This window comes from Methylocystis sp. (assembly GCF_021731785.1).
Lineage (GTDB): Bacteria > Pseudomonadota > Alphaproteobacteria > Rhizobiales > Beijerinckiaceae > Methylocystis.
Map to the genome: position 1 here is coordinate 38,656 of NZ_JAKFWS010000061.1, position 22,265 is coordinate 60,920.

A 22,265-nucleotide genomic window follows, 5' to 3' on the forward strand; every position below is an offset into this window, starting at 1 on the left:
AGGCTGGCCGGCGGGTGACTCGCATTTACAAAATCGTCTCGCGCGCCGACTGGGACGCGGCGGAAGCGTCTGGCGTTTTCAATGGCGCCGCGATCGACGTCGCCGACGGCTTCATTCACTTATCGACCGCCGAGCAGGTCGAGGAAACAGCCGCGAAATATTTCGCCGGTCGGACCGATCTGCTGCTCGTCGCTGTGGACGCCGCCGCGTTCGGCGATGCGCTCAAATGGGAGGTTTCGCGCGGCGGCGCGCTGTTCCCGCATCTTTATGCGCCGCTGCCTTTCGAGAAAGTCGCGCGCCTCGATCCGCTTCCAATAGGCGCGAACGGTCGACACGATTTCTCCGGCGTCCTTAAATGATCGACGCCTTCGCGATCGCATCGCCGCTCCTGCGCCTGCTCGACGCGGAAACGGCGCATCGCGCGACGATCGCCAGCCTGAAATTACTGCCGCCACGTGCGCCGCCACCGAACGATCCGCGTCTCTCGATTTCAGCCTTTGGGCTCGAATTTGCCAATCCCATCGGCCTCGCCGCAGGCTTCGACAAGAACGCGGAAGTCGCCGACGCGATGCTCGGTTTCGGCTTCGGCTTCGTCGAAGTCGGGACGCTGACGCCGCGCGCGCAGCCCGGCAACCCGCGTCCGCGCGCCTTTCGCCTCGTGGAGGATCGCGCCGTCATCAATCGCTACGGCTTCAACAATGAAGGCCATGCGCCGGCGCTGGCGCGCCTGTCAAAGCGCGCGCGGCGCGGAATTGTCGGCGTCAACATCGGCGCCAACAAGGACGCCGCCGACCGCGTCGCCGACTATGTCGCGGGCGTTCGCGCTTTCGCCGACGTCGCGAGCTATTTCACGATCAACGTCAGTTCGCCCAATACGCCTGGGCTGCGCGACCTGCAGGAGCCGGACGCGCTTTCTGAACTGCTCGCGCATGTGATCGAAGCGCGCGACGCGGCGCGTATCAGGCGTCCCGTGCTCCTGAAAATCGCGCCCGACCTCACGCTGGCACAGCTTGACGGCATTGTGCGCGTCGCGCGCGAGCGGCGCATCGACGGCATTGTCGTATCGAACACGACGATTACGCGCCCCGTGACGCTGCGTTCGCCATTGGTGAAGGAAAGCGGCGGCCTTTCCGGCGCGCCTTTGTTCGACCTCTCGACGCGCATGCTCGCGCAAACATTTCTACGCGTCGACGGGCAGTTCCCATTGATCGGCGTCGGCGGCGTCGACAGCACGGAAGCCGCGCTCGCCAAGATCGAAGCCGGCGCGACGCTCGTGCAGCTTTATTCCGCGCTCGTTTATGAAGGCCCCGGTTTGATCGCGCGCATCAAGCGCGGTTTGATCGATATTCTCGCGCGCGAAAACGGAGCGCTGTCGGCGAGTATCGGCGCGCGCGCGAAGGCGTTTTGCGGCGCGGACTGAAGCTCCTATGCGTCGGACTTCGTGCCGATCGCTGGCTTCCATATGACAGCGCTCGATGCTATCGAGCGCGCAACTCAACGAAAGAGGAACGACGATGACCGACCATATCTGGCTGGCGACGGGCGAAGCGACGGTTTTGGCCAGGGACGGACAATATACCGACGCCATGCCGGAAGTGATGATCGGCAATGTCAAGGGCCCGGTTGGGCACGCCTTCGCCAGCATGGCGGGCCAGGTCGCCGGGCATCCGCGCATGTTCGTCATCCGCGACCTCAATCAGCAGGTGCGGCCGGCGACAATGATGACCACCAAAATGACGGTCAAGTCGGAAGAGTATGTTGAGCTTCTCGGCGGCGTTGTGCAGGCGGCGACCGGCGACGCTATCGTCGATTGCATTGCTGAAGGGATTATCCCGAAGGATCAGATCAACGAGCTGTGCATGGTCATCATGGTGTGGCTCGATCCGCGTTGCGCCAAGCACAAGAAGCTCGACAAGAAAGACCTCTATCGCACCAATTATGAGGCGACGAAGCTCGCGATCTCACGCGCGATAAAGGGCGAGCCGACGGCCGACGAACTCATCGCCAACCGTAAGAGCGTGCAGCATTACGCGCTTGAAGGCGTCTTCGACGACTGATCTTCGCCGAGGACGCGTACGCCGATAATCATGCCGTCCTGAAACCAGCTCGACAGACATTGCGCCAGCCGTTCTGGCGCAATCTCTCCGGCCTGCTGAAAAGCGGTCATCTGACATATGTCGCCGAAGGCGTGGCCGGCGCGCGCTTCATTGAGCGCGACATATTCGTCGGGCTCTAGCGCATGATAGGCAGATTCGTAATTGACGCGCCACACCGCGGCATATTCAACCTCATCGCCCGCCGGCGGCGCTTCGACCTTGTCCTGCTCCTCCTCGCTGATCGCCGCGTCATAGGCCGCGATCGTGCCGGCGGCGAGTTCGAGCAAAGCAAGGCTCGGGTCGAAATCGAAGGCGAGCCTCGGCCAATCCTCCGGCGCGAATTCCGCCAGCGCCTGCACCGCCAACTGCGTTTCGTCAGGAGAGTCGAAAGCGTCGACCATCGCGCGCTCGAACAGCGCCATGGAAACGGCCGCAGCATCGTCGCGCCAGCGCGCGCTTTCACGCATGAAATCCGGCAGTCCGGTGGTAAAAAAGCGGGCGTTGGGATCGCGCGAGGGGCGCTGGTCGATGTAGTCGTCGACCAGCGCCTCGAACGCCTCATCTCCGAGAATCGCACGCAGGCCGGGGTGATCCTCGGAAACGAATTCAGCCAGTCGTATGCGGTAGCCGCTCTGATAGACGCCAAGCAGCGTCTCGGCAGTCGCGCCGCGCGGCGACAATCGCAATTTTTTCAGCAGCGGCTTGTCCGCCTCTCCGGAGCCGGCCAGCACGCGCTGCTGAAACAGTGATTGGAAATCAACGAGCTTCATGCCGCGGTGAGCGCTCGCTCTTTTGAGATGCGGGCGTCGATGTCGCGCATATGCTGCAGCTCGTCGAGAAGATCCGAGAGCGGAGGAAAATTGTCGTCGCGCTCGATCATGGCGGAGACGTCGCCACAGCGCCGCCGCGCATGCTCGTAGAGCGCCCAGACTTCGTCGCAGACTGGCTGGTCATGTGTGTCGACGCGATGCGTCTCGTTATCGGTATGGCCCGCCATATGGAACTGCACGACGCGCTCGGCTGGAACGCCGTCGATGAACGCCACCGGATCGAAGCCGTGATTGAAGCTCGAAACGAAAACATTATTGACGTCGAGCAGCAACAGACAATCGGCGCGCTCCGCCATTTCGCGAACGAACTCATGTTCGCTCATCTCGGAGTCGACGAAGGAAACGTAAGTCGAAGCGTTTTCGACGACGAGCTGGCGCTTGAGGAAATCCTGCACCCGCTGGATGCGCGCGGCGATATGGGCAAGCGATTCTCGCGTATAAGGAATCGGCAACAGATCATGGAGCGTGACGCCGTGAACGCCTGTCCAGGCGACGTGATCTGAAACCCATGCCGGCTGGACGCGTTCGGCGAGCGCCTTCAACTGCCGCAAATAGTCGAGGTTAAGCGGATCGGTTGACGCAAGCGACATCGAGACGCCATGCATGACGATGGGATAATCGGCGCGTATCCGCTCCAACATCGCCAGTGGCCGGCCGCCGGCGAGCATGTAGTTTTCAGAAATGATTTCGAACCAGTCGACCGGCGGGCGCGACGACAGGATCTCTTCATAATAGATCGGCCGCAGGCCCAAGCCGTAGCCAAGCGGCGGGGGCTTTTCCATGACGTGTTCCCCTCTCGGGCATCGCCGCTCATGCCGGAGCCGCATCAGCGTGGCGGGGACGACCATAGGCGCCGCCCCCGCACAAGGCGATTACTTTGTGTGGCAGCGGCTCTTCATGTTGCAGCGGCCCTTGTGGTGGTGACACTGCGCCTTGTGGTGGCATTTGGACATGCCGCGGCAGCTGGACTTGCCGCCGCAATGGCTCTTGGCGTGGGTCGCCTTGGCGCCATGCGCATGGGCGGGCGCAACCGACGCGCCGCTCAAGGCAAGGGCGATGGCTGCGGCTGCGAGCGCCGGTCCTGAAATAATATTGGGTTTCATTTTTCTCTCCTCTTATATCCCCCTCGCGATGAGGGGAAGTCGACGCTCTGGCCGCTCGCGCGGCGCATGCCAGCTTCTACTTAGCGCTCGCGGGCGTTGTGTCGGCCCCGGCGGCGCGGGAAGCAACAGCCCAACAGCATATTGCGCTGCTTCCTGCTTCCGCGACTGTGCCCCTGCGGATCAGCGCGATCCCGGAACGCAGTCCAAGCTTGGCCACGCAGACTAAGCATGCGACTTCGATTCCGCCAGCAGTAAATTCGACGATACAGGCGCGCTCTCGCGTTATGTTTAATATATTAAATCAGTATATTAGTAGTATATTGCATTGCAATATCATGGTTTTGCCGCAGCTTTCCCCGCAACGGTTTCTGCTTCGAGCGCTTGCGGAGGCGGCGCGGCGCTGATAGATAACGCCCGCGCCGGAGATCAAGCCGGCGCATTCGCTTTGGTTTTCGACCTCGGGCCGCGCCGGCCAGTTCGTTTAGCGAACTTTTTCGTTCTCCCTCGCGTTTCAGCGGCGGAAGGACGCTCCGATGGTCGAGAGCCGAACTGCAACGCGAACCCTATGCCGGCGCCGCCCTTTCTGGGGCCTTCAGGAGAACAAATGTCCGCTACTACCGATCGCGTCCCCACGCGCGAAGATTTCGCCGCCCTGCTCGATGAAAGCTACGGCCAGAACGAAGCATTCGAAGGCTCCGTCATCAAGGGCCGGGTCGTCGCCATCGAAAAGGATGTCGCCGTCATCGACATCGGCCTCAAGACCGAAGGCCGCGTCCCGATCAAGGAATTCACCGGCTACGGGCGCGACCCTGCCCCGCAGGTCGGCGAAGAGGTCGAAGTCTATTTGGAGCGCGTCGAGAATGCGCTCGGCGAAGCCGTCATCTCGCGCGACAAGGCGCGCCGCGAAGAGAGCTGGGTGAAGCTCGAAAAAGCGTTCGAGACCAATGAAAAGGTCGACGGCGTCATCTTCAATCAGGTCAAGGGCGGGTTCACCGTCGATCTCGACGGCGCGGTGGCGTTCCTGCCGCGCTCACAAGTCGACATCCGACCGATCCGCGACGTCGGCCCGCTGATGAACGTGCCGCAGCCGTTCCACATCCTGAAGATGGATCGCCGTCGCGGCAACATCGTCGTGTCGCGCCGCACCGTGCTCGAAGAGAGCCGCGCCGAGCAGCGCCACGAGATCGTCGCCAACCTCGAAGAGGGACAGGTGATCGACGGCGTCGTGAAGAACATCACCGACTATGGCGCCTTCGTCGATCTCGGCGGCATTGACGGCCTGCTGCATGTCACCGACATCGCCTGGCGGCGCGTCAATCACCCGTCCGAGGTGCTGACCATCGGTCAGACCGTCAAAGTGAAGATCATCAAGATCAATCACGAGACGCACCGCATCTCGCTCGGCATGAAGCAGCTGCTCGAGGATCCGTGGCAGGGCATCGAGGCGAAATATCCGATCGGCGCCAGGTTCCACGGCCGCGTGACCAACATCACCGACTACGGCGCTTTCGTCGAACTGGAGCCCGGCATCGAAGGCCTCGTCCATGTCTCGGAAATGAGCTGGACGAAGAAAAACGTCCATCCCGGCAAGATCGTCTCGACGAGCCAGGAAGTCGACGTGCAGGTTCTCGAAGTCGATCCGGTCAAGCGCCGTATTTCGCTCGGCCTCAAGCAGTGCCTGCAGAACCCATGGGAGGCTTTCGCCGAAAAGCATCCGGTCGGTTCGAGCGTCTCCGGCGAGGTCAAGAACAAGACCGAGTTCGGCCTGTTCATCGGACTTGATGGCGATGTGGACGGCATGGTCCATCTCTCCGATCTCGACTGGAACCGCCCCGGGGAGCAGGTGATTGAGGATTATAAGAAGGGCGACGTGATCAACGCCCAGGTCCTCGACGTCGACGTTGAGAAGGAGCGCATCTCGCTCGGCGTCAAGCAACTTGCCGGCGATCCCTTCGCTTCCGTGAGCGCCGAAGAAGGCGGCGAGCTGAAGAAGGGCGTCGTCGTCACTTGCGAAGTGATCGAGGTGAAGGACTCCGGCATCGACGTAAAGATTTCCGGCACCGATCTCACGACCTTCATCAAGCGCAGCGAGCTTGCCCGCGACCGCGCCGATCAGCGCCCCGAACGGTTCGCCGTCGGCGAAAAGGTCGACGCCCGCGTAACGCTTTTCGATCGCAAGGCGCGCAAGGTCTCGGTCTCGATCAAGGCGCTGGAAGTCGCCGAGGAAAAAGAGGCGATCGCGCAATACGGTTCGGCCGACTCGGGCGCTTCGTTGGGCGACATCCTCGGCGCGGCGCTGAAAGCCCGCGAAGAGACGCCAAAGAAGGGCAAGAATTCCGAGGAGTAGAATTCCCCGGTCGTCAAATACCAGCCCGCGCCGAACGGCGCGGGCTTTTTTTTGCGCGCGCCACGCTCCTCTTGAAGGGAGGCCGAAGTCGCGCCTTACAAAACTTATCCCCACCCCCAAAACCTCGCCCATACTCGCCCCGCCTCGCCAACTGCAAGGGGCGTCGTCACGGATCGGCGACGCTGGCGGGGATGGTTAAGCGCAAGGCGACGATCCGCGACCTTGCGTCGGGTCTCGCGCCGCTGGCCGGGCCGCCGCCAGATGCGTGGCGGGCGCATGAGTTGCTCATGCGCGAAATGGCTGGGCTGGAGAAGTTAGGGCCGCACGCTGGGAACGACTACCGAAACGGGAAACGTCCCGCGGCACGAGGCGGCGCATAGGAGGCCCTTGCGACGCGCCCCTATCGCGCACAAGCGATAGGGGAAAGAAGCGGCGCCGTCTGGCGCCGTGTCCGGCAGAACGGCGTCCGCCATCCGGGGGCGTAGCGGCTGTCGGAAAAGGTGCGTCGCGGAAAAAGACCGTGTCCGGGATCGTCTCAATGACCCCGACCTATATTCTGCTTTTCACGCACTCGGCCGAGTAACGGGGCCGAGGCGTCCCGGACCGCCCTTGCTCACCCGCGTCGAAAGACGATGGGAAATTTGGCGCTGCGCGACTCCACCCTCCCCTTTCGAAGGAGAATCGCGTTGCGTAGCAAAGCGGGATGGGGCACCAGCGCGGATGAATCCATAAGGAGAGACGCGGCGCGGCTTCGCCGCGTCAATCCTTTATTCACCAAAACTCAATTCAGGCTGCGCCGTTAACCCCAACTTCCGAGGCGACGACGCAAACTCGGCGCGTTTTTCCATATGCGGCGCTGCAGGCCGCCGGAGTCGCGCCCCATGAGCGTTGCCGAATTCGACCCGAGCGACAGGCACTACGCGCGCCCGCTACGCGCACGGCCGGCGGGCGCGCGCGCGGCGATCGGAATGGGCGTCAGCGCGACGCTGATTCTCCTCGCGGCACTCATCTTTCTTCCACGCGAACCCAGGACTGCTGAACCGAAGAGCGCGCCGAAAATTGCGCCGCCGCGCGTCACGCACGCGCCGGGCAAGATCACCGCCAAGATCTCCGTTGACGCAATCGAGGCTTCGGCGCTGATGGCGAAACCCTTCAGCACATTCGATATCGCAGCGCCCCAATTTGCCAGGGAGAAAAAGACGATCGCTGCGCGCGACGGAGAGAAGGGCGCTGGCCGCATCGACACGATTTCAATCGGGCAGTTCGCGGCAGGCGCGCCATTCATGCGCGTCGACATTCATCAGGATATTACCGATGGTGAAAAGACGTCCGATTTCTTCCTAGACATGACGCGACACGCCGCGCAGGAGGGACTTAATGTCGCAAAGATCGGTCGGCCGAGCCCGCTCCTCGTCCGATTGGGTTCATTCGAGACGGCCGAAATACGATTGTCGCAACCTGCGTCCGAAGGCGTCGGCGCGAGCGAACGCAGCTGTCTCGCCACGCGATACGTCAATGGGACGCTTGCGCTCGAAATCGCCGGACTCGCATGCGGCCCGGCGGGAAGACCGATTGACCGCGTCGCGCTCGGCTGCCTGCTCGACCGCATCAACTATACGGCGAGTCCGGACATGCCCGGATTGAATGATTTCTTCGCACAGGCGGCGGCGTCCCGTTCCATCGGTTGCGACAATTTCTCGCGCGATGACCTGACCGCGACGATTCCAGCCAAAAAGAAAGCCGCGCATCGCGCCCATTCCAGGACAACGCAAGAAGGCCCCCAACTCGCGCGCTAAGCGCTTCGAGCCGAAGCATTCACCCTGAAGGCGAATTAATGGCGGGAAATGGCGGCGCCAATTCGCTTTTGCGAAACGATCCGCTATTATGATCCCTGGCGTTCAGTCCAAAAGGGGATCGTGATGCGCAAAATTGAAGTGCTGTCGGCCGGGCTCGCATGTCTGGCGTTGTTTGCAGCGGGCGCCGCGCTCGCCAAGTCGCGCTATCGCGTTTCTTCGGACGACCCTTGTTGCGCTCGGGGCCCCATCGATATCCAGCGCCGCAGCTGGCTCGATCCAGGAACCCAGGCGCCGGTCGGCAGCACCAATCGCTACATGGTCCAGCAGACCTACCTCAATAACGATCCCATCGAGCGCAACCAGCGTAGCTGGTATATGCAGGAAACGCTTCCGCAGCGGCCGCCCTACAACGCCGACATGATCGTCCCTTACGACGACGGTTTTTCTTTCCCTTGGCCGTAAGTTCAACCATTTCGAAGGAATCTTGACTTGCGGAGCGCTTTCCTTTAGCTCCCCACGAGCTTGACGCGGACCCTTCGCGCCAAGCAAGCACCCGTGGCGTTTGCAGCAAACGCCTGTCGGCCGGTCGACGGCAGAGGAGGGCGCGTTCTTGATGCCCCAGCGGCGCCGGGGCGGCGAGAGACGCGGTTCGAGATGACGCCCAGAGCGCAAGGCTCCGGGCGATTTTCGTCTTGTCGCCTCTCTCGCCCTAACGCGAGCAAAAGAGGACGAAAAGTGACGAAACGCTCAGAAGCAAAACATAAGCTGGACCGCCGCCTAGGCCAGAATATCTGGGGCCGGCCGAAGAGCCCGGTCAACCGCCGCGAATACGGCCCCGGGCAGCATGGTCAGCGCCGCAAGGGCAAGCTCTCGGACTATGGCACGCAGCTCAAAGCCAAGCAGAAGCTCAAGGGCTATTACGGAAACATCTCGGAAAAGCAATTCCGCAAATATTATGCAGAGGCGATCCGCATGAAGGGCGACTCGGGCGACAATCTGATCGGCCTTCTGGAGCGGCGACTCGACGCCATTGTCTATCGCGCGAAGTTTGTTCCGACGGTTTTCGCTGCGCGCCAGTTCGTCAATCACGGCCATATCCGCGTCAACGGCAAGCGCGTCAACATTCCGTCCTATCAGGTGAAGGTCGGAGACGTGATCGAGGTGAAAGAGGCCTCGAAGCAGGCTGTGACCGTTCTTGAGTCGGTTCAGCTCGCCGAACGCGACACGCCGGAATTCTACGATGTCGACCATTCCAAGATGATCGCGAAGCTCGTTCGGGTGCCGCACGCGACAGAAGTGCCCTATCCGGTGCAAATGGAGCCGAACCTCGTCATCGAATTCTATTCGCGGTAACCTCGGCGCGCAGGAATTTCGCGAAAGCAGCCGCTCCGAGCGGCTGTTTTTTTGTTCGCAATTCTTGACTGGGGAAGCGCGATCGGAAAGTCTAAGCGCAAGAAGCCGTCACCGCTCGCGCAGCCAACAAAATAAGACGGTCGGAACGGCAGGGGAAACGACAAGGGAGAGGCGCTTGTCCGGGCTGTCAAAGAAGCCGCCGCAAAAGAAAGAACGCAGTCAGCGTCCACTCTGGATAGCGATCGGCGGCCTGTTGGTCAGCGTTCTCAGCTACACCATGAAGGACCTGCAAATCGGCGACGTCGTTTTCTGGTTCGGCGTCGTTCTCGCATTTCTCGGCGTGCTCTACTGGTTCATTCAGCCGAAACACGGACTGTAGAGTCCTGTCCGCGGCTTCTCGTCCGGGCCAGATTTGATTTGCCACAATTACCGAAGACGTTATGGTCTTCCGCGTCGCAACCGTTATGGACCGCACATGCCCCTTGCCTTTATGCCCCGTCGCCGTTTTCTTGTGGCCGCCGCCTGCGCGCTCTGCGCCGCTGCGCCCGCCTATGCCGACAAGTCGCCTTCCGGCAAGGTTTCGGTCGACGAGCTGATGGCGCCGAACGCCCTCCCCGACGTGGTGGAGGGCGCGGCGAGCGCTCCGGTGACGATCGTCGAATATGCGTCGATGACTTGCAGCCATTGCGCTGCGTTCCATCACGACGTCTATCCCGAGCTGAAAAAGAATTATATCGATACCGGCAAGGCAAAATTCATCCTGCGCGAGTTCCCGCTCGATCCGCTGGCGACGGCGGCTTTCATGCTGGCGCGCGAACTCGGCGACAAGCGCGATGCGGCTGTCGATCTCCTCTTCTCGCAGCAGAAGAACTGGGCCTTTTCAGATAAGCCGCTCGACGGACTGGCAAATGTGTTGAAACAGACTGGGCTCGGCCAGGAAAAGTTCGAAGCGGTGTTGAAGGATCAAGCGCTTTACGAAAATGTGAACAAGGTGCGAAATCGCGCCGCCGAGAAATTCGGCGTCAACTCTACGCCGACATTCTTCGTCAATGGCGACAAATACAGCGGCGAGATCGGCGTCGAGGACTGGGACAAGATCATCCAATCGAAAATCGCCGCGAAGTGATGACGCCGGAATATTTCTCGCCTCGCTAAAACGCTGTCCGCCGCTCCAGCGCCGCCGCAAGCGTGCCTTCATCGAGATAATCGAGTTCGCCGCCGACCGGCACGCCATGGGCGAGCCGCGTCACCTTCACGCCTGACGACGACAGCGCGTCGGCGATGTAGTGCGCGGTCGTCTGTCCATCGACCGTTGCGTTGACCGCAAGCACGACTTCGCCAGTCCCCTCTCCGCGCACGCGCGCAACGAGGCTCGCAATGGCGAGATCGTCCGGGCCGACGCCGTCTAGCGGCGACAACACGCCGCCGAGCACGTGATAGCGCGCGTTGAGCAGGCCTGCCCGCTCCAACGCCCAGAGGTCGGCGACCGTCTCGACGACAAGCAGGATCGTCCCGTCGCGGCGCGCGTCGCGACAGATCGTGCACGGATCGCTGGTATCAATATTGCCGCACACCGAGCAGGCGACGATGCGCTCATGCGCGACGCGCATCGCCTCGGCGAGCGGCGCGAGCAGTTCTTCGCGTTTGCGGATGAGATGCAAGACCGCGCGCCGCGCCGAGCGCGGACCGAGTCCCGGCAACTTCGCGAGCAGCTGCACGAGCTTTTCGATTTCGGGGCCGGCGACTTTTTCAGCCATGGCCGGATCAAACGCCTCATGAGGTTTCGCGTCATGCCCACGCTTGTCGCGGGCGTGAACGCCGGAGCGCTACGTATAAAAGCAATCTTTGGACGGCGTCATTACGTGGATGGCCGGCTCGAGGCCGGCGATGACGCAAGACACGGCGGCGACGTCGAAGCCATCTCAAAATGGCAGCTTCATTCCCGGCGGCAGCGGCAGGCCGCCGGTCAGCGCCTTCATCTTCTCGGCCATCGCGTCCTCGGCTTTGGCCCGCGCCTGCATATGCGCCGTGAGGATCAAATCTTCGAGAATTTGCTTCTCTTCCGGCTTCAACAGACTCGAGTCGATGGAGACGCTCCTCATCGAGCCCTTGGCGGTCAGCACAACTTTCACCAACCCACCGCCCGCCTCGCCTTCAACGACGGTCTGTTCGAGCTCCAATTGCGCTTCGGCCATCTTGGCCTGCATCTGCTGCGCCTGCTTCATCAGGCCCATGAAGTCCATCATTGCGCTTCTCCGTCGTCTTCCTCGATTGGCGACGCGTCATCATAAAGCGTTTCGGCGGACGCCGCGCCCTCGTCCCTGCCCCGCACGGCGACGATCTGCGCGCCCGGAAAACGCGCGAGCACGCTCGCCACCAGCGGATCGGATTCGAGAGAGGAGCGGCGCCTGCGCTCTTCCGCTTCGCGCTGCTCCTTGAGAGTCGGCGCGCCGCCCGAGGCGACGATCGACACCATCCATCGCTCGCCGGTCCAAGCCTGAAGCTTCTGCATCAAAGTCGAAGCCAGTTCGCGCGCGCCGCCGGGCGCGAGCTCAAATTCGATCCGCCCGGGCTCAAATCGCACTAGCCGCACTTCGGATTCGAGCCCGATCTTGAGGCGCATGTCGCGCTTCTGCGCGGCAAGCGCGACAAGCGCGTCGAAGCTCTCGATGACCACTCCCGGAACTGGGGCTGCAGACGGCTGAGGCGTTGCGGGACGCGGCGCCGCCGCGAGTTGTGAACCGCCGCGCGTCGGCGAACCGCTGGCTCCCGCCGGCCTTGCGCCTTGTGGCGAAATGGATGCTTCAACGGCGCCAGGAGCGCTTTCGCCAAAACCCAGACGCCGCAGCGCCTCCGCCGGCGTCGGCATGTCGGCGGCGTAGGCGAGCCGCACGAGCACCATGTCGGCGGCCGCCAGCGGCCGCTGCGAGCCACGCAATTCCTCGACGCCCTTCATCAAGATTTGCCAGGCGCGGGTCAGCGCCGGCACGGAAAGGCACGCGGCGGCGTCTTCGCCGCGGCGTTTTTCTTCGGGCGTCAGCGCGGCGGAATGCGCGGTCTCCGGCGCAAGCTTAAAGCGCGTCGCGAGATGCGTGAATTCTGCGAGTTCGAGCAGCACCTGCGCCGGATCGGCGCCGCCATTATACTGATCTTCGAGAATGCCGATCGCCGTAGAGATGTCGCCCGACATCGCCGCGTCGAACAGGTCGATGACCCGCGCCTTGTCGGCCACGCCGAGCATCAGACGCAGATCCTCGGCGACGATCGCGCCGCCCGCGGAATGCGCCGCCCCATAAGCGATCGCCTGATCGAGCAACGACAGCGCATCGCGCGCCGAGCCCTCCGCCGCGCGGGCGATCATCGCGAGCGCTTCCGGCGCGATGGCGACGCCCTCGGCTTTGCAAACGCCGAGCAGATGATCGGCAAGTAGTCCGGCGTCGATGCGGCGCAGATCGAAGCGCTGGCAGCGCGAGCGCACCGTCACTGGCACCTTGTCGATTTCCGTCGTCGCGAAAATGAACTTCACGTGCTCCGGCGGCTCTTCGAGGGTCTTTAAGAGACCGTTGAAGGCGGCCTTTGAGAGCATATGCACTTCGTCGATGATGTAGACCTTAGTGCGCGCCATCACCGGACGGTACCGGGCGTTGTCGATGATCTCGCGGATGTCGTCGATGCCGGTGTGCGAGGCGGCGTCCATCTCCAGCACGTCGACATGACGCGAGTCGATGATCGCTTGGCAGTGAACGCCAAGCTCCTCCATATGGATTGTCGGCTGATTGATCGCGGGCTGGCCGTCTCGCGCCGGCAGCTCGTAGTTGAAGGCGCGCGCGAGGATGCGCGCGGTCGTGGTCTTGCCGACGCCGCGAACGCCGGTGAGCAGATAGGCCTGATGAATTCGGTTGAGATCGAACGCGTTTTCAAGTGTGCGCACCATCGGCTCCTGGCCGATGAGGTCCACGAAGGTGGTCGGTCGGTATTTGCGCGCGAGCACGCGATAGGCCGAAGGCGGCGCCTGTTCGGCGCCAAAAAGCGAAGGCCCATCGTCGGGCGCCAGCGATGGCCTCGGCGGATCGTGCTCGTGGTCCATCTGCATCCATCCGGCGACAGACGAGCGACGAACAGCGCGATTGTTGCGCCACGCCATCCGTTGCTCGCCGAAAGAGGTGGGAGGCTGAACGAAGACCCGCCCAAGCTCGTTAGGGCTGCTTCCTTCCGGACCTGACCCGGTTGGCGAGTGAAGCGTCCACCGCCAACCTCCCGGCCCCTATGTGGCAGACGAGGCCTTGGGATGCAAGACATAGCATCGCATCGTCCGCAGGGCTGCGGCGGAGCCGGCAACAAACCGGAAGTCATGCCGAAGCGGCGCGTTGGGGGCCGGGACGGCGAAATAGGAGAAGCCGCCTGGACCACGGCCTTTGCTTTGGGACGTTCACCTTTCGCCCGGAGCAGGGGTGTCGCTGGCGCGGCGCACTTGCTAAAGAGAGCGCAAATTTCGAGGGATTTGCGCTTGAACGCCGTCACCCCCACCTCAGCAGAACGCGACGCCTCACGCCTGGCGGCCATCCTTGCGCATTTCGCGCGGGAAGGTTTCGCGCGCTGCGAGCCTCGACTCCTGCAGCCAGCGCATGTCTTTCTGGATCGCTCCGGAGAAGATTTCCGCGGCCGGCTTTATCTGACGAGCGACGGCTCAGGCGCGGAATTCTGCCTGCGGCCCGAATATACAATCCCGGTCTGCCTCGATTATCTGGGCTCCCCCATGGCGGGCCAGCCAGCCGCATATGCTTATGGGGGCGCGGTCTTCCGCGCGCCTGAGCGTGGCGCGACCGGCCATGGCGAGTTCCTTCAGGCGGGACTCGAGAGCTTCGGCCGCCAGGACCGCGAAGCCGCGGACGCCGAGATTCTCGTCGCTGCGCTGGAAGCCGCCGCCGCTGCGGGCGCGACGGCGCTCAACGTCCACATCGGCGACGCGGGGCTCGTCGCCGCCTTTCTCGAAAGGCTCGACATGCCGCCCGTCTGGCGTCGGCGTCTCGCCGCCGGCCATGCCCGCGGCCAACGGATCGCCGATATTTTTGCCGCGCCGAGGCGCAACGGCGGGTCGGAACAGTCCGGCGTTCTCGCGGCGCTGACGAAAGCAGACCCGGCCGACGCGCGTCGGCTCGTCGAGGATCTGCTCTCGATTGCGGGCATCGTTGCCGTCGGCGGGCGGAGCGCAGCTGAAATCGCCGAGCGCTTTCTCGACCAGGCGACGCTCGCCGACGGCGCCGGCGTTTCCGAAGAGACGCGCGCGCTCGCCGAAGCTTTTTTTGCAGTTGAAGGCGCGCCCAAATCGGCGTCCGCGGCCATGCGGAAGCTGGCCGAAGCAGCGCGGCTGGACCTCTCCGCCGCGCTCGACGCTTTCGACACGCGCGCCGACGCTATCGCGGCGCGCGGCCTCGCGGTCAATGCGATGCGCTTCTCGGCGAGCTTTGCGCGCCATCTCGACTATTACACCGGCTTCGTGTTCGAGGCGCGCCACAGCGACGACGGCGAACCGGTGATCGGGGGCGGACGCTACGACCGCCTGCTCAAAACGCTCGGCGCAGCTTCGGACACACCGGCCGTCGGCGCCGCCATCTGGATCGACCGTCTTTCGCCCGGCGCGGGAGAAGCATGATGTCGCCGGCACAAAAACTCATCGTCGCCTCCCCTTCAAAAGGCCGGCTGCAAGAGAACGCCGCGGCCTTCTTCGCGCGCGCCGGGTTGGAGCTGACGCAAGGACGTGGCGCGCGGGATTATCGCGGCGCGGTCGCCGGAGTCGAAGGCGCGGAAGTCGCCTATCTCTCCGCTTCCGAGATCACGCGTCGGCTGGCCTTGGGCGAAGCGCATCTCGGCGTGACCGGCGAAGACTTAGTTCGCGAGGAAATCGCCGACGCAGAAATAACGGTGGAGCTTCTCGCCCCGCTCGGCTTTGGCGCCGCCAATGTCGTCGTCGCGGTTCCGCAAGCCTGGATCGACGTGCGCTCCATGAGCGATCTCGCAGATGTCGCCGACGGATTTCGCGCACGCCACGGTCGCGGACTGCGGGTCGCGACTAAATATGTGAACACGACCCGGCGCTTCTTCGCCGCGCACGGCGTCTCCGACTATCGGATCGTCGAGAGCTCCGGCGCGACCGAAGGCGCGCCCGCCGCTGGCTCCGCTGATCTCATCGTCGATATCACGACCACCGGCGCGACGCTCGCGGCGAATGCGCTGAAGGTGATCGAGGACGGCGTGATTTTGCGCTCGCAAGCCAATCTCGTCGCCTCGCTGACGGCGCCTTGGAGCCGGACCGCGCGTGAAGCGGCGCGCATCATTCTTTCGCGCATCGCCGCGGAAGAGGAAGCGCGCACGACGCGCGAAGTGCGTGCCAGTCTGCCCGCTCTGAGCGAACAAATCCAAAGAGAGGCTGAAGCGAACTTCGGCGCAGAATTACGTATTAAGGACAGCCGCTCGGCGAGTTTCTCCTGTCCGGCGACCAAGGTCGCCGCGCTCGCCGATTGGCTGATCGCTCAAGGCGCCACAAGCGTCACCAGCGCCGGGCTCGACTATGTCTTTCGGGCGGAGAACGCCTTATGGAGCAAGCTCGCGGCGCGGCTTGGGTGAGACGTTCGTCATTGCGAGCCGGAGGCGAAGCAATCCAAAAGGCGCGCGGCGATTGCTGGATTGCTTCGTCGCTGCATTCCTCCCAATGACGAACTGAAGCGGCCTGATCACGCTTCCATCAATGCGCCGACATGCGCTGCGACGCTGCGCGCAAGATCTTCCGGGCGATAACCGCCTTCGAGCAGCGAGACGACGCGACCCTTGCAGCGTCGCGCCGCGATCTCCAACACCCGCAGCGTGACGTCCCTGAAATCGTCGGCAATCAGCCGCAATCCGCCGAGCGGATCATGCAGATGGGCGTCGAAGCCGGCGCAGAGAATGACGATATCGGGCGAAAAATCGTTGAGGCGCGGCAGAATCCGAGACACAAGCGCTTCGCGAAATTGCGCGCCGCCGTCGCCCTTGGCGAGCGGCGCGTTGACGATATTGTCATAGGAGCCGGTTTCGCTTATCGCACCCGTGCCAGGATAGAACGGCATCTGATGCGTCGATGCGTAAAGCGCGCTTGGATCGCTCCAGAAGATTTCCTGCACGCCATTGCCATGATGCACGTCGAAATCGACGATCGCGACCCGCGACGCGCCATGAGCCGCGCGCGCATGCAGGGCGGCAATAGCGGCATTGTTGAAGAAGCAAAATCCCATCGGCGTATGGCGCGTCGCATGATGTCCCGGCGGCCGCATAGCGACGAAAGCGTTTTTGGCGTGGCCGCCCATGACCGCGTCGACGGCCGCGATCGCCCCGCCGGCCGCGCGCGAAGCGGCCTCTTGGGTGGCGCCGTTCATGGCGACGTCTGGGCCAATGCGTACATATCCGTTCGCTGGCGCCGCCGTCGCGAGACGCGACAAATGTTCGGAACTGTGCGCCCGCAGCAGCGCCTCTTGCGACGCTAAAGGCGCTTCGGCGCGCAAGAGACCCGCAAAGCGCGCGTCGTCAAGCGCGCGCAGAACGGCGCGGAGACGCTCCGACCCTTCGACATGGGCTGGACCCATGTCATGCGCGAGCGCCGCGGGATGGGTGACGAGCAGGGTCGAAGTCGTCGCCGCTCGCGCGCGCAAGCAGGCAAGGCTTGCGCTCGCGCCGGCGATTGCCGCTCGGCGCGTGAAGGCGGCGTTGCGTCCCGGCATGTCGCGTCCAATCGATACTTCAGACGCCTAGCATAGGATCGCTTGAGAAGCGTGTCAGCCTGTCTTGGATTGGACAGCAAGAAACGCATTGCGGCGATCGTCGATAAGGGGATGATGCGCGAAGAGGACCAGGAACATGACCGAGGCACATTCGCTCGAACTCGACGACGCGCGCTGGGCGGCGGTTGTCGCGCGCGATTCGCGCCAGGACGGCGATTTCTATTATTGCGTCGAGACGACCGGCGTGTATTGCCGCCCGTCCTGCCCGTCTCGGCCGGCGAAACGCGCCAATGTCCGCTTCTGCGCGACACCGGCGGAAGCCGAGGCGCAAGGGTTTCGTCCGTGCCGTCGCTGCCGGCCTAATGCGCCGTCGCAGCAGGAACGGGACGCGGACAAAGTCGCCTGCGCCTGCCGAATGATCGAAGGCGCCGAGGTCCCGCTGACGCTTGGGCAGCTGGCGCGCGCCGCGGGGCTTAGCCCATATCACTTCCATCGACTGTTTTCGCGCATCGCCGGCGTCACGCCCAAGGCCTATGCTCAGGCGCATCGGCGCGCGCGCTTGCACGACAAACTCATGAAAGTTCAGACAGTGACCGAGGCGATCTACGATTCTGGCTATAATTCGAGCGCGCGCTTTTACGCGACGGCCAAGGAAACATTGGGCATGTCGGCAAGCGCCTATCGCGCCGGGGCGCCGCGCGAAACGATCCGCTTCGCCATCGGCCAATCGTCTCTCGGCGCAGTGCTCGTCGCCGCGAGCGCAAAAGGCGTTTGCGCCATTTCGCTCGGCGACGACCCCGAAGAACTGCTGCGCGATCTGCAACGTCGATTTCCGCAAGCGACGCTCATCGGCGGCGACGAGGCGTTCGAGCGCTATGTCGCCGCGGCGGTGGGGATGGTCGAGCGGCCTCAATCGCCCTTTGATCTGCCGCTCGACATGCGCGGCACGGCCTTTCAGCAGCGCGTGTGGGCCGCGTTGCGCGAGATTCCGGCGGGAGAGACGGCAAGCTACGCCGAAATCGCACGGCGCATCGGCGCGCCGAAAGCGACGCGCGCGGTCGCGGGCGCCTGCGCCGCAAATCCGGTTTCGGTCGCGGTTCCCTGCCATCGCGTCGTGCGTAGCGACGGCGCCCTTTCCGGCTATTACTGGGGCGTCGCGCGCAAGCGCGAACTGCTGGCGCGGGAACGCACGTCCTAAACGAGCGTCGCGCTATTGTTGAAGCGCCGCATATTCCTCGTTGATCGTGTCGTGCAGCTCTTTCCAAAGAGAATTGATGCGCACGTCCGGTCCCCAATTGTAGACCGCTTTGGCGACCTCCGCGATCGTCTCGTTAATCGGCTCGCTTTCGCCCGTTTCCAACTCCGAAGCAAAAAGCTTGGGCGGCGCATCGCCTTTCCAGGCGTCCCAATGTTCATTTGAATAATTCGAGACGCCGCGCAGCGCCGCGAGCAGTTCCGGGGCATATTTGGCGAATCGCCGGTGCAGAGGGCCGTCCGCCCTTTCTGCGCGATAGGCGTCGCGCACCGCGAAATAGCGCACGTGCTGCAGTTCATGCGCGAGACAGCATCCAAGTCGGGCGTCGCTCATGTTCGGGTCGCAATAGATTTCAATGCGGCCGTCGGGAAAGGACTGTCCCTCCGAAGTGAAGCTCTGGCCGAGATAGTCGAAAGCCCGCGTCTGCGGGCTGAGCGTCACCTTGCCGACGTCATAGCCGAATTCGCGGCAGAGCGCTGCGAGCTTTTGCTGCTTCTTCTTAAATTTCGCAGAGGTCTCATCGTCGCCAGTCCCCGCCTTTGGCGCAACGGCGCCTTGCTGTACGCGCCGAAAGAAACCGAGCCAGCGGCGCAGAACGGACAATGCGCCGAATGTCCGTGGCTCATCTCGCGCTGTTGAACGGCTCTTCATGCGTAATGACCCAATCGAACTCCGGATGCGCCGCGGCGACATGCTCCCACCATCGCCGTCCGTCCGGCAAGCGCGGCGAAAGATCATTGACCCTGAGCCGTCGGAACGCGTCCGGCCGCGCCTTCGCCCCGTCGAGGACAGCCTCGACCATGGCGCGCCCCAGGCCGCGCTGCAGAGAATTGATCTGTTCGAAAACGAGCGATGGCGGCTCATAGGCGCCGGCGAGCAGCAGCGCGATTCCGGACGCCTCGGTCCCGTCGGGCGTGGTGATGAGTTTTGGCGAGGTCGAGGCTTTGATTTCAAAGAACCCGCGGCCGTATTGTCGCGAATCGACGAACAGGCCGAGGGCCGCAAGGTTGCGGGAGATCGCTTCCGCGATTGCCAACGCCGCCGGGTCGGGCTGTTGAGCCTCCGGCTTTCTCCACCAGAATCGCCAAACCTCCCAAAAAGCCATCAAGCAGATCTCCCTCGATCCAGTGTTTGGCGCGAGATACCTTCCCCTTGTGGGGAGGTCGGCGGTCGCAGGCAAGTTTGCGCAGCCTGCGTAAACTTGGCGTCGGGACCGCCGGGTGGGGGTCGCTTCACGATATGACCCCACCCGACCCCGCTTCGCGGAGCCACCCTCCCCGTAAAGGCGAGGGATGCGCAACGCCCAGCCTTCAACCGATGGCCGGGCTCGTCCGCCGTGCCCTTCCCGCCGTTCCGTGCGATAAAGGGCCATGGCGACACCGATTCGCAACGCTTTCGACCCGGGCTTTGGGGTTTATGTCCACTGGCCGTTCTGCCTGTCGAAATGCCCTTATTGCGATTTCAACAGCCACGTCCGGCGCGGCGACGTCGACGAGGACCGCTTCGTCGAGGCCTTCAGCGCAGAGCTTGCGCATCGCGCCGCACTGACGCGCGGGCGCGAAGTCCGCTCGATTTTCTTTGGCGGCGGCACGCCCTCGCTGATGTCGCCGTCAACGGCCCAGGCGATCCTCTCCCAGATTTCGAGCCATTGGAGCCTCGCCAAGGACTGCGAGATCACGCTCGAGGCCAATCCGACAAGCGTCGAGGCCTCGCGCTTTAAGGGCTTCAAGGCCGCCGGCGTCAACCGTGTCTCGCTCGGCGTGCAAGCCCTAAACGATATCGACCTTCGCGCACTCGGCCGCCAGCATTCGGTCGCCGAAGCCCTGATGGCGCTCGACGTCGCCAATTCGGTCTTCGAGCGCACATCTTTCGATCTGATCTACGGCCGTTCCGGCCAGACCCCCGCCGCCTGGCGAAAGGAACTGGAGCTGGCGCTCGCGCGCGCGCCCGACCATGTCTCGCTCTATCAGTTGACGATCGAGCCGGACACGATGTTCGAGCGCATGGTCAACGCCGGCAAGATGACGTTGCCGGGCGCCGACGTTCAGCGCGCGCTCTGGGACGTGACGCAAGAGGTCACCGCCCGCGCCGGCCTGCCCGCTTACGAAGTCTCCAACCACGCGCGGCCCGGCGCCGAGTGCCGGCACAATCTGGTCTATTGGCGCTATGGCGAATATGTCGGGGTCGGTCCCGGCGCGCATGGGCGGGTGGTCACGCCGCGCGGACGGCGCGCCCAGGCCGCCGAGCGGCATCCCGAGATGTGGCTCACCTGCGTCGAGACCGAAGGGCACGGCCTCATCGACGACGAGTTGCTCTCGTCCGAGCAGGAAGGCGACGAATTCCTGCTGATGGGGCTTCGGCTGCGCGAAGGCGTCGATCCCCAGCGCTATTTCCTGCTGACCGGCAAACGCCTGTCGCAGTCGCGGATCAGCGAACTCATCGGCGACGGGCTCGTCGAATTTACTCGCGAGAACCGGCTGCGCGTCAGTTCGGAAGGCTTCCCGGTGCTCGATGCGGTGGTCGCCGACCTCGCGGCTTAGCGAATTCTCCGAGATCGCCAGTCAGGAACCGTGACCGGCGCCGCTACGAATAGACGGCGCCGGTCGCGAGATTATGCGGCTGATGCGCAGCGCAAAATTAGCGCTTGTACAACTGCGCTAGCGCATCGGCGCCGAGGAGTTCGCGAAGACGGCCCAGGATCAGCAGCACGACGCCAAAGACTGCAAGCGACATCCAGCCGAAAAAGACGAAGCCCCAATGCAGCGGACCTGCAAAGCCTTCATCCATCGACCAAAATGTATGGCCCCATTCATTGAATCCCACATTAGGGATGGTCATGAAGACGCCGACGACGAGCACCACGAAGGCGAGAGAATAGCCCTTTGCGAAAATGGGCAGGCGCGTCTTCGCATAGAAGAACGCGCCCAGCCCGATGACTGCAAAAAGCGGATATGCAATATAGAAGGTGATGATATTGCTCGGCGTGAAATCCGTATCGCGCACGGCGGTCATGTGCCAGACAGCCGTCTGCTCCGAAAAGAAGCTCAGACCCCAAAACAGGGCGAGCGAAAAAACAACCAGCCACTGGACCAGATAAATCAGCCGGCGCATTTCGGCTGAAGGGCTCAGGCTCGCCAGATCTCGGTCGCGCGTGCGCCACATAAAACCGACGATGCCGACAGCGCCGAGGCAGGACGCAAGAATCGCAAATTGCAGCAGGCCCATCCAATAGAGCTGAAAGTCTGGCGAGAATGAACGAGGCCAACGCTCCAGGCGAAGACTTGTTCATAGAGACGCAGGATCGCCACGAAGAGCATCAGCGCGCCAACGCCGATGAGAAGGGGCTTCGTGTCCAAGATTGGTTCGGCGCCCGCGGCGGCGGAACGGGTTTCGGCTTTTGTCATACTCATGATTGTCTCCAAATGTCTGAGCTGTCGGGGGCTTTAGCGCCCTCCTCAAGGGTCTGTTGCGCGCGAAGTCGCGAGCCGTGTTGATGACGGCGGCAGACTAGTGCTCAGATTCCTTGAATCCGCTCATATGCGGTGGATTCCGTCGGAGCACTGCTGCGTTTATACACTTGTTCAGCGATTTGCTGAACGAGATAGGTTGATCATGGCGGCTCCACGTCGAGTGATCGAGTTGGCGTTTACGGAGAGCGACCTGGCGGAGTTAATGAGGCTTGCGCGTTCGCGGACAGAACCGGCGAGCCGGGTCGAACGCGCGCGGATGCTCCT

Annotated in this window: 22 protein-coding genes, 1 other RNA gene and 1 pseudogene; 13 read left to right on the forward strand and 11 right to left on the reverse strand. The window is 63.1% G+C overall.

Going from position 1 to position 22,265, the window contains the following annotated elements; all coding sequences use genetic code 11:
• Positions 1–14 precede the first annotated feature (14 nt).
• From QZ964_RS11600 to fae, 3 genes are all read left to right on the forward strand, one after another.
• On the forward strand, positions 15–359 hold the full coding sequence (locus QZ964_RS11600; protein WP_292531819.1) for a DUF952 domain-containing protein: 345 nt from the start codon (positions 15–17) through the stop codon (positions 357–359).
• A complete protein-coding gene (locus tag QZ964_RS11605; RefSeq protein ID WP_292531820.1) occupies positions 356–1,420 on the forward strand; it encodes a quinone-dependent dihydroorotate dehydrogenase in 1,065 nt (354 codons plus the stop codon). Before QZ964_RS11600 ends, QZ964_RS11605 begins: the two co-directional genes overlap by 4 nt.
• A 94-nt stretch (positions 1,421–1,514) precedes the next feature.
• Positions 1,515–2,057 carry a formaldehyde-activating enzyme gene (gene fae, locus QZ964_RS11610; protein ID WP_292531821.1) on the forward strand — a complete coding sequence of 181 codons (543 nt, stop codon included), beginning with the start codon at positions 1,515–1,517 and terminating at the stop codon, positions 2,055–2,057.
• On the opposite strand, the gene QZ964_RS11615 is transcribed toward fae, so the two are convergent.
• From QZ964_RS11615 to QZ964_RS11625, 3 genes are all read right to left on the reverse strand, one after another.
• A complete protein-coding gene (locus tag QZ964_RS11615; protein ID WP_292531822.1) occupies positions 2,027–2,866 on the reverse strand; it encodes a DNA-binding domain-containing protein in 840 nt (279 codons plus the stop codon). The genes fae and QZ964_RS11615 overlap by 31 nt on opposite strands.
• Positions 2,863–3,708, reverse strand: a complete 846-nt coding sequence (locus QZ964_RS11620; protein ID WP_292531823.1) for a DUF692 domain-containing protein — start codon at positions 3,706–3,708, stop codon at positions 2,863–2,865. Before QZ964_RS11620 ends, QZ964_RS11615 begins: the two co-directional genes overlap by 4 nt.
• 90 nt (positions 3,709–3,798) lie before the next feature.
• Positions 3,799–4,029 carry a hypothetical protein gene (locus QZ964_RS11625; RefSeq protein ID WP_292531824.1) on the reverse strand — a complete coding sequence of 77 codons (231 nt, stop codon included), beginning with the start codon at positions 4,027–4,029 and terminating at the stop codon, positions 3,799–3,801.
• 604 nt (positions 4,030–4,633) lie between these two features.
• On the opposite strand from QZ964_RS11625, the gene rpsA reads away from it, so the two are divergent.
• The 6 genes from rpsA to QZ964_RS11655 all read left to right on the forward strand — a co-directional run bounded on the left by rpsA (position 4,634) and on the right by QZ964_RS11655 (position 10,651).
• Positions 4,634–6,376: a 30S ribosomal protein S1 gene (gene rpsA / locus QZ964_RS11630; RefSeq protein ID WP_292531825.1), complete on the forward strand. Its 1,743-nt coding sequence runs from the start codon at positions 4,634–4,636 to the stop codon at positions 6,374–6,376.
• Positions 6,377–7,257: 881 nt separating this feature from the next.
• Entirely contained in the window at positions 7,258–8,172 is a 915-nt protein-coding gene (locus QZ964_RS11635) for a hypothetical protein (RefSeq protein WP_292531826.1), read from the forward strand.
• Between the two features lie 48 nt (positions 8,173–8,220).
• Positions 8,221–8,634: a hypothetical protein gene (locus QZ964_RS11640; RefSeq protein ID WP_292531827.1), complete on the forward strand. Its 414-nt coding sequence runs from the start codon at positions 8,221–8,223 to the stop codon at positions 8,632–8,634.
• 273 nt (positions 8,635–8,907) lie between these two features.
• The gene (gene rpsD / locus QZ964_RS11645) at positions 8,908–9,525 is read left to right on the forward strand and encodes a 30S ribosomal protein S4 (protein ID WP_292531828.1); all 618 of its coding nucleotides are present in this window, start codon (positions 8,908–8,910) and stop codon (positions 9,523–9,525) included.
• 175 nt (positions 9,526–9,700) lie between these two features.
• On the forward strand, positions 9,701–9,904 hold the full coding sequence (locus QZ964_RS11650; RefSeq protein WP_292531829.1) for a hypothetical protein: 204 nt from the start codon (positions 9,701–9,703) through the stop codon (positions 9,902–9,904).
• Between the two features lie 96 nt (positions 9,905–10,000).
• Positions 10,001–10,651, forward strand: a complete 651-nt coding sequence (locus QZ964_RS11655; RefSeq protein WP_292531830.1) for a DsbA family protein — start codon at positions 10,001–10,003, stop codon at positions 10,649–10,651.
• Positions 10,652–10,676: 25 nt separating this feature from the next.
• On the opposite strand, the gene recR is transcribed toward QZ964_RS11655, so the two are convergent.
• The 4 genes from recR to ffs form a co-directional block, all read right to left on the reverse strand.
• Complete coding sequence (gene recR / locus QZ964_RS11660) at positions 10,677–11,282, reverse strand: recombination mediator RecR (RefSeq protein WP_292531831.1); 606 nt, start codon at positions 11,280–11,282, stop codon at positions 10,677–10,679.
• A gap of 165 nt (positions 11,283–11,447) precedes the next feature.
• Entirely contained in the window at positions 11,448–11,771 is a 324-nt protein-coding gene (locus QZ964_RS11665) for a YbaB/EbfC family nucleoid-associated protein (RefSeq protein WP_292531832.1), read from the reverse strand.
• Positions 11,768–13,612: a DNA polymerase III subunit gamma/tau gene (locus QZ964_RS11670; protein ID WP_292531833.1), complete on the reverse strand. Its 1,845-nt coding sequence runs from the start codon at positions 13,610–13,612 to the stop codon at positions 11,768–11,770. Before QZ964_RS11670 ends, QZ964_RS11665 begins: the two co-directional genes overlap by 4 nt.
• Before the next feature lie 75 nt (positions 13,613–13,687).
• Positions 13,688–13,784, reverse strand: an RNA gene (gene ffs / locus QZ964_RS11675) — signal recognition particle sRNA small type.
• 242 nt (positions 13,785–14,026) lie between these two features.
• On the opposite strand from ffs, the gene QZ964_RS11680 reads away from it, so the two are divergent.
• Together QZ964_RS11680 and hisG are read left to right on the forward strand one after the other, a co-directional pair.
• Complete coding sequence (locus QZ964_RS11680; RefSeq protein WP_292531840.1) at positions 14,027–15,178, forward strand: ATP phosphoribosyltransferase regulatory subunit; 1,152 nt, start codon at positions 14,027–14,029, stop codon at positions 15,176–15,178.
• The gene (hisG, locus tag QZ964_RS11685) at positions 15,178–16,149 is read left to right on the forward strand and encodes an ATP phosphoribosyltransferase (protein ID WP_292531841.1); all 972 of its coding nucleotides are present in this window, start codon (positions 15,178–15,180) and stop codon (positions 16,147–16,149) included. Before QZ964_RS11680 ends, hisG begins: the two co-directional genes overlap by 1 nt.
• A gap of 107 nt (positions 16,150–16,256) precedes the next feature.
• Here the strand turns inward: hisG and QZ964_RS11690 are convergent, their stop codons facing one another.
• A complete protein-coding gene (locus QZ964_RS11690; protein WP_292531834.1) occupies positions 16,257–17,276 on the reverse strand; it encodes a histone deacetylase family protein in 1,020 nt (339 codons plus the stop codon).
• Between the two features lie 136 nt (positions 17,277–17,412).
• On the opposite strand from QZ964_RS11690, the gene ada reads away from it, so the two are divergent.
• A complete protein-coding gene (gene ada, locus QZ964_RS11695; protein ID WP_292531835.1) occupies positions 17,413–18,474 on the forward strand; it encodes a bifunctional DNA-binding transcriptional regulator/O6-methylguanine-DNA methyltransferase Ada in 1,062 nt (353 codons plus the stop codon).
• A gap of 12 nt (positions 18,475–18,486) precedes the next feature.
• Here ada and QZ964_RS11700 read toward each other — a convergent pair whose 3' ends face one another.
• Both QZ964_RS11700 and QZ964_RS11705 read right to left on the reverse strand, forming a co-directional pair.
• Positions 18,487–19,134, reverse strand: a complete 648-nt coding sequence (locus QZ964_RS11700; RefSeq protein WP_292531836.1) for a hypothetical protein — start codon at positions 19,132–19,134, stop codon at positions 18,487–18,489.
• A 19-nt stretch (positions 19,135–19,153) separates the two neighbouring features.
• Positions 19,154–19,636: a hypothetical protein gene (locus QZ964_RS11705; protein ID WP_292531837.1), complete on the reverse strand. Its 483-nt coding sequence runs from the start codon at positions 19,634–19,636 to the stop codon at positions 19,154–19,156.
• A 265-nt stretch (positions 19,637–19,901) separates the two neighbouring features.
• Here QZ964_RS11705 and hemW point away from each other — a divergent pair, with 265 nt between their 5' ends.
• Positions 19,902–21,071: a radical SAM family heme chaperone HemW gene (hemW, locus tag QZ964_RS11710; RefSeq protein ID WP_292531838.1), complete on the forward strand. Its 1,170-nt coding sequence runs from the start codon at positions 19,902–19,904 to the stop codon at positions 21,069–21,071.
• Positions 21,072–21,168: 97 nt separating this feature from the next.
• Here the strand turns inward: hemW and QZ964_RS11715 are convergent.
• A pseudogene (locus QZ964_RS11715) lies at positions 21,169–21,941 on the reverse strand (methane monooxygenase/ammonia monooxygenase subunit C).
• Between the last annotated feature and the right edge of the window lie 324 nt (positions 21,942–22,265).

What these genes read in the sequence shown, in the direction of transcription:
- QZ964_RS11625 (WP_292531824.1), bottom strand. Translation starts at nt 4,029, where the DNA reads ATGAAACCCAATATTATTTCAGGACCGGCGCTCGCAGCCGCAGCCATC.
- QZ964_RS11605 (WP_292531820.1), top strand. Translation starts at nt 356, where the DNA reads ATGATCGACGCCTTCGCGATCGCATCGCCGCTCCTGCGCCTGCTCGAC.
- QZ964_RS11640 (WP_292531827.1), top strand. Translation starts at nt 8,221, where the DNA reads ATGGCGGCGCCAATTCGCTTTTGCGAAACGATCCGCTATTATGATCCC.
- QZ964_RS11705 (WP_292531837.1), bottom strand. Translation starts at nt 19,636, where the DNA reads ATGGCTTTTTGGGAGGTTTGGCGATTCTGGTGGAGAAAGCCGGAGGCT.
- QZ964_RS11655 (WP_292531830.1), top strand. Translation starts at nt 10,001, where the DNA reads ATGCCCCTTGCCTTTATGCCCCGTCGCCGTTTTCTTGTGGCCGCCGCC.
- QZ964_RS11665 (WP_292531832.1), bottom strand. Translation starts at nt 11,771, where the DNA reads ATGATGGACTTCATGGGCCTGATGAAGCAGGCGCAGCAGATGCAGGCC.
- recR (WP_292531831.1), bottom strand. Translation starts at nt 11,282, where the DNA reads ATGGCTGAAAAAGTCGCCGGCCCCGAAATCGAAAAGCTCGTGCAGCTG.
- hisG (WP_292531841.1), top strand. Translation starts at nt 15,178, where the DNA reads ATGTCGCCGGCACAAAAACTCATCGTCGCCTCCCCTTCAAAAGGCCGG.
- QZ964_RS11635 (WP_292531826.1), top strand. Translation starts at nt 7,258, where the DNA reads ATGAGCGTTGCCGAATTCGACCCGAGCGACAGGCACTACGCGCGCCCG.
- QZ964_RS11620 (WP_292531823.1), bottom strand. Translation starts at nt 3,708, where the DNA reads ATGGAAAAGCCCCCGCCGCTTGGCTACGGCTTGGGCCTGCGGCCGATC.
- QZ964_RS11670 (WP_292531833.1), bottom strand. Translation starts at nt 13,612, where the DNA reads ATGGACCACGAGCACGATCCGCCGAGGCCATCGCTGGCGCCCGACGAT.
- hemW (WP_292531838.1), top strand. Translation starts at nt 19,902, where the DNA reads ATGGCGACACCGATTCGCAACGCTTTCGACCCGGGCTTTGGGGTTTAT.
- fae (WP_292531821.1), top strand. Translation starts at nt 1,515, where the DNA reads ATGACCGACCATATCTGGCTGGCGACGGGCGAAGCGACGGTTTTGGCC.
- rpsA (WP_292531825.1), top strand. Translation starts at nt 4,634, where the DNA reads ATGTCCGCTACTACCGATCGCGTCCCCACGCGCGAAGATTTCGCCGCC.
- ada (WP_292531835.1), top strand. Translation starts at nt 17,413, where the DNA reads ATGACCGAGGCACATTCGCTCGAACTCGACGACGCGCGCTGGGCGGCG.
- QZ964_RS11615 (WP_292531822.1), bottom strand. Translation starts at nt 2,866, where the DNA reads ATGAAGCTCGTTGATTTCCAATCACTGTTTCAGCAGCGCGTGCTGGCC.
- QZ964_RS11690 (WP_292531834.1), bottom strand. Translation starts at nt 17,276, where the DNA reads ATGCCGGGACGCAACGCCGCCTTCACGCGCCGAGCGGCAATCGCCGGC.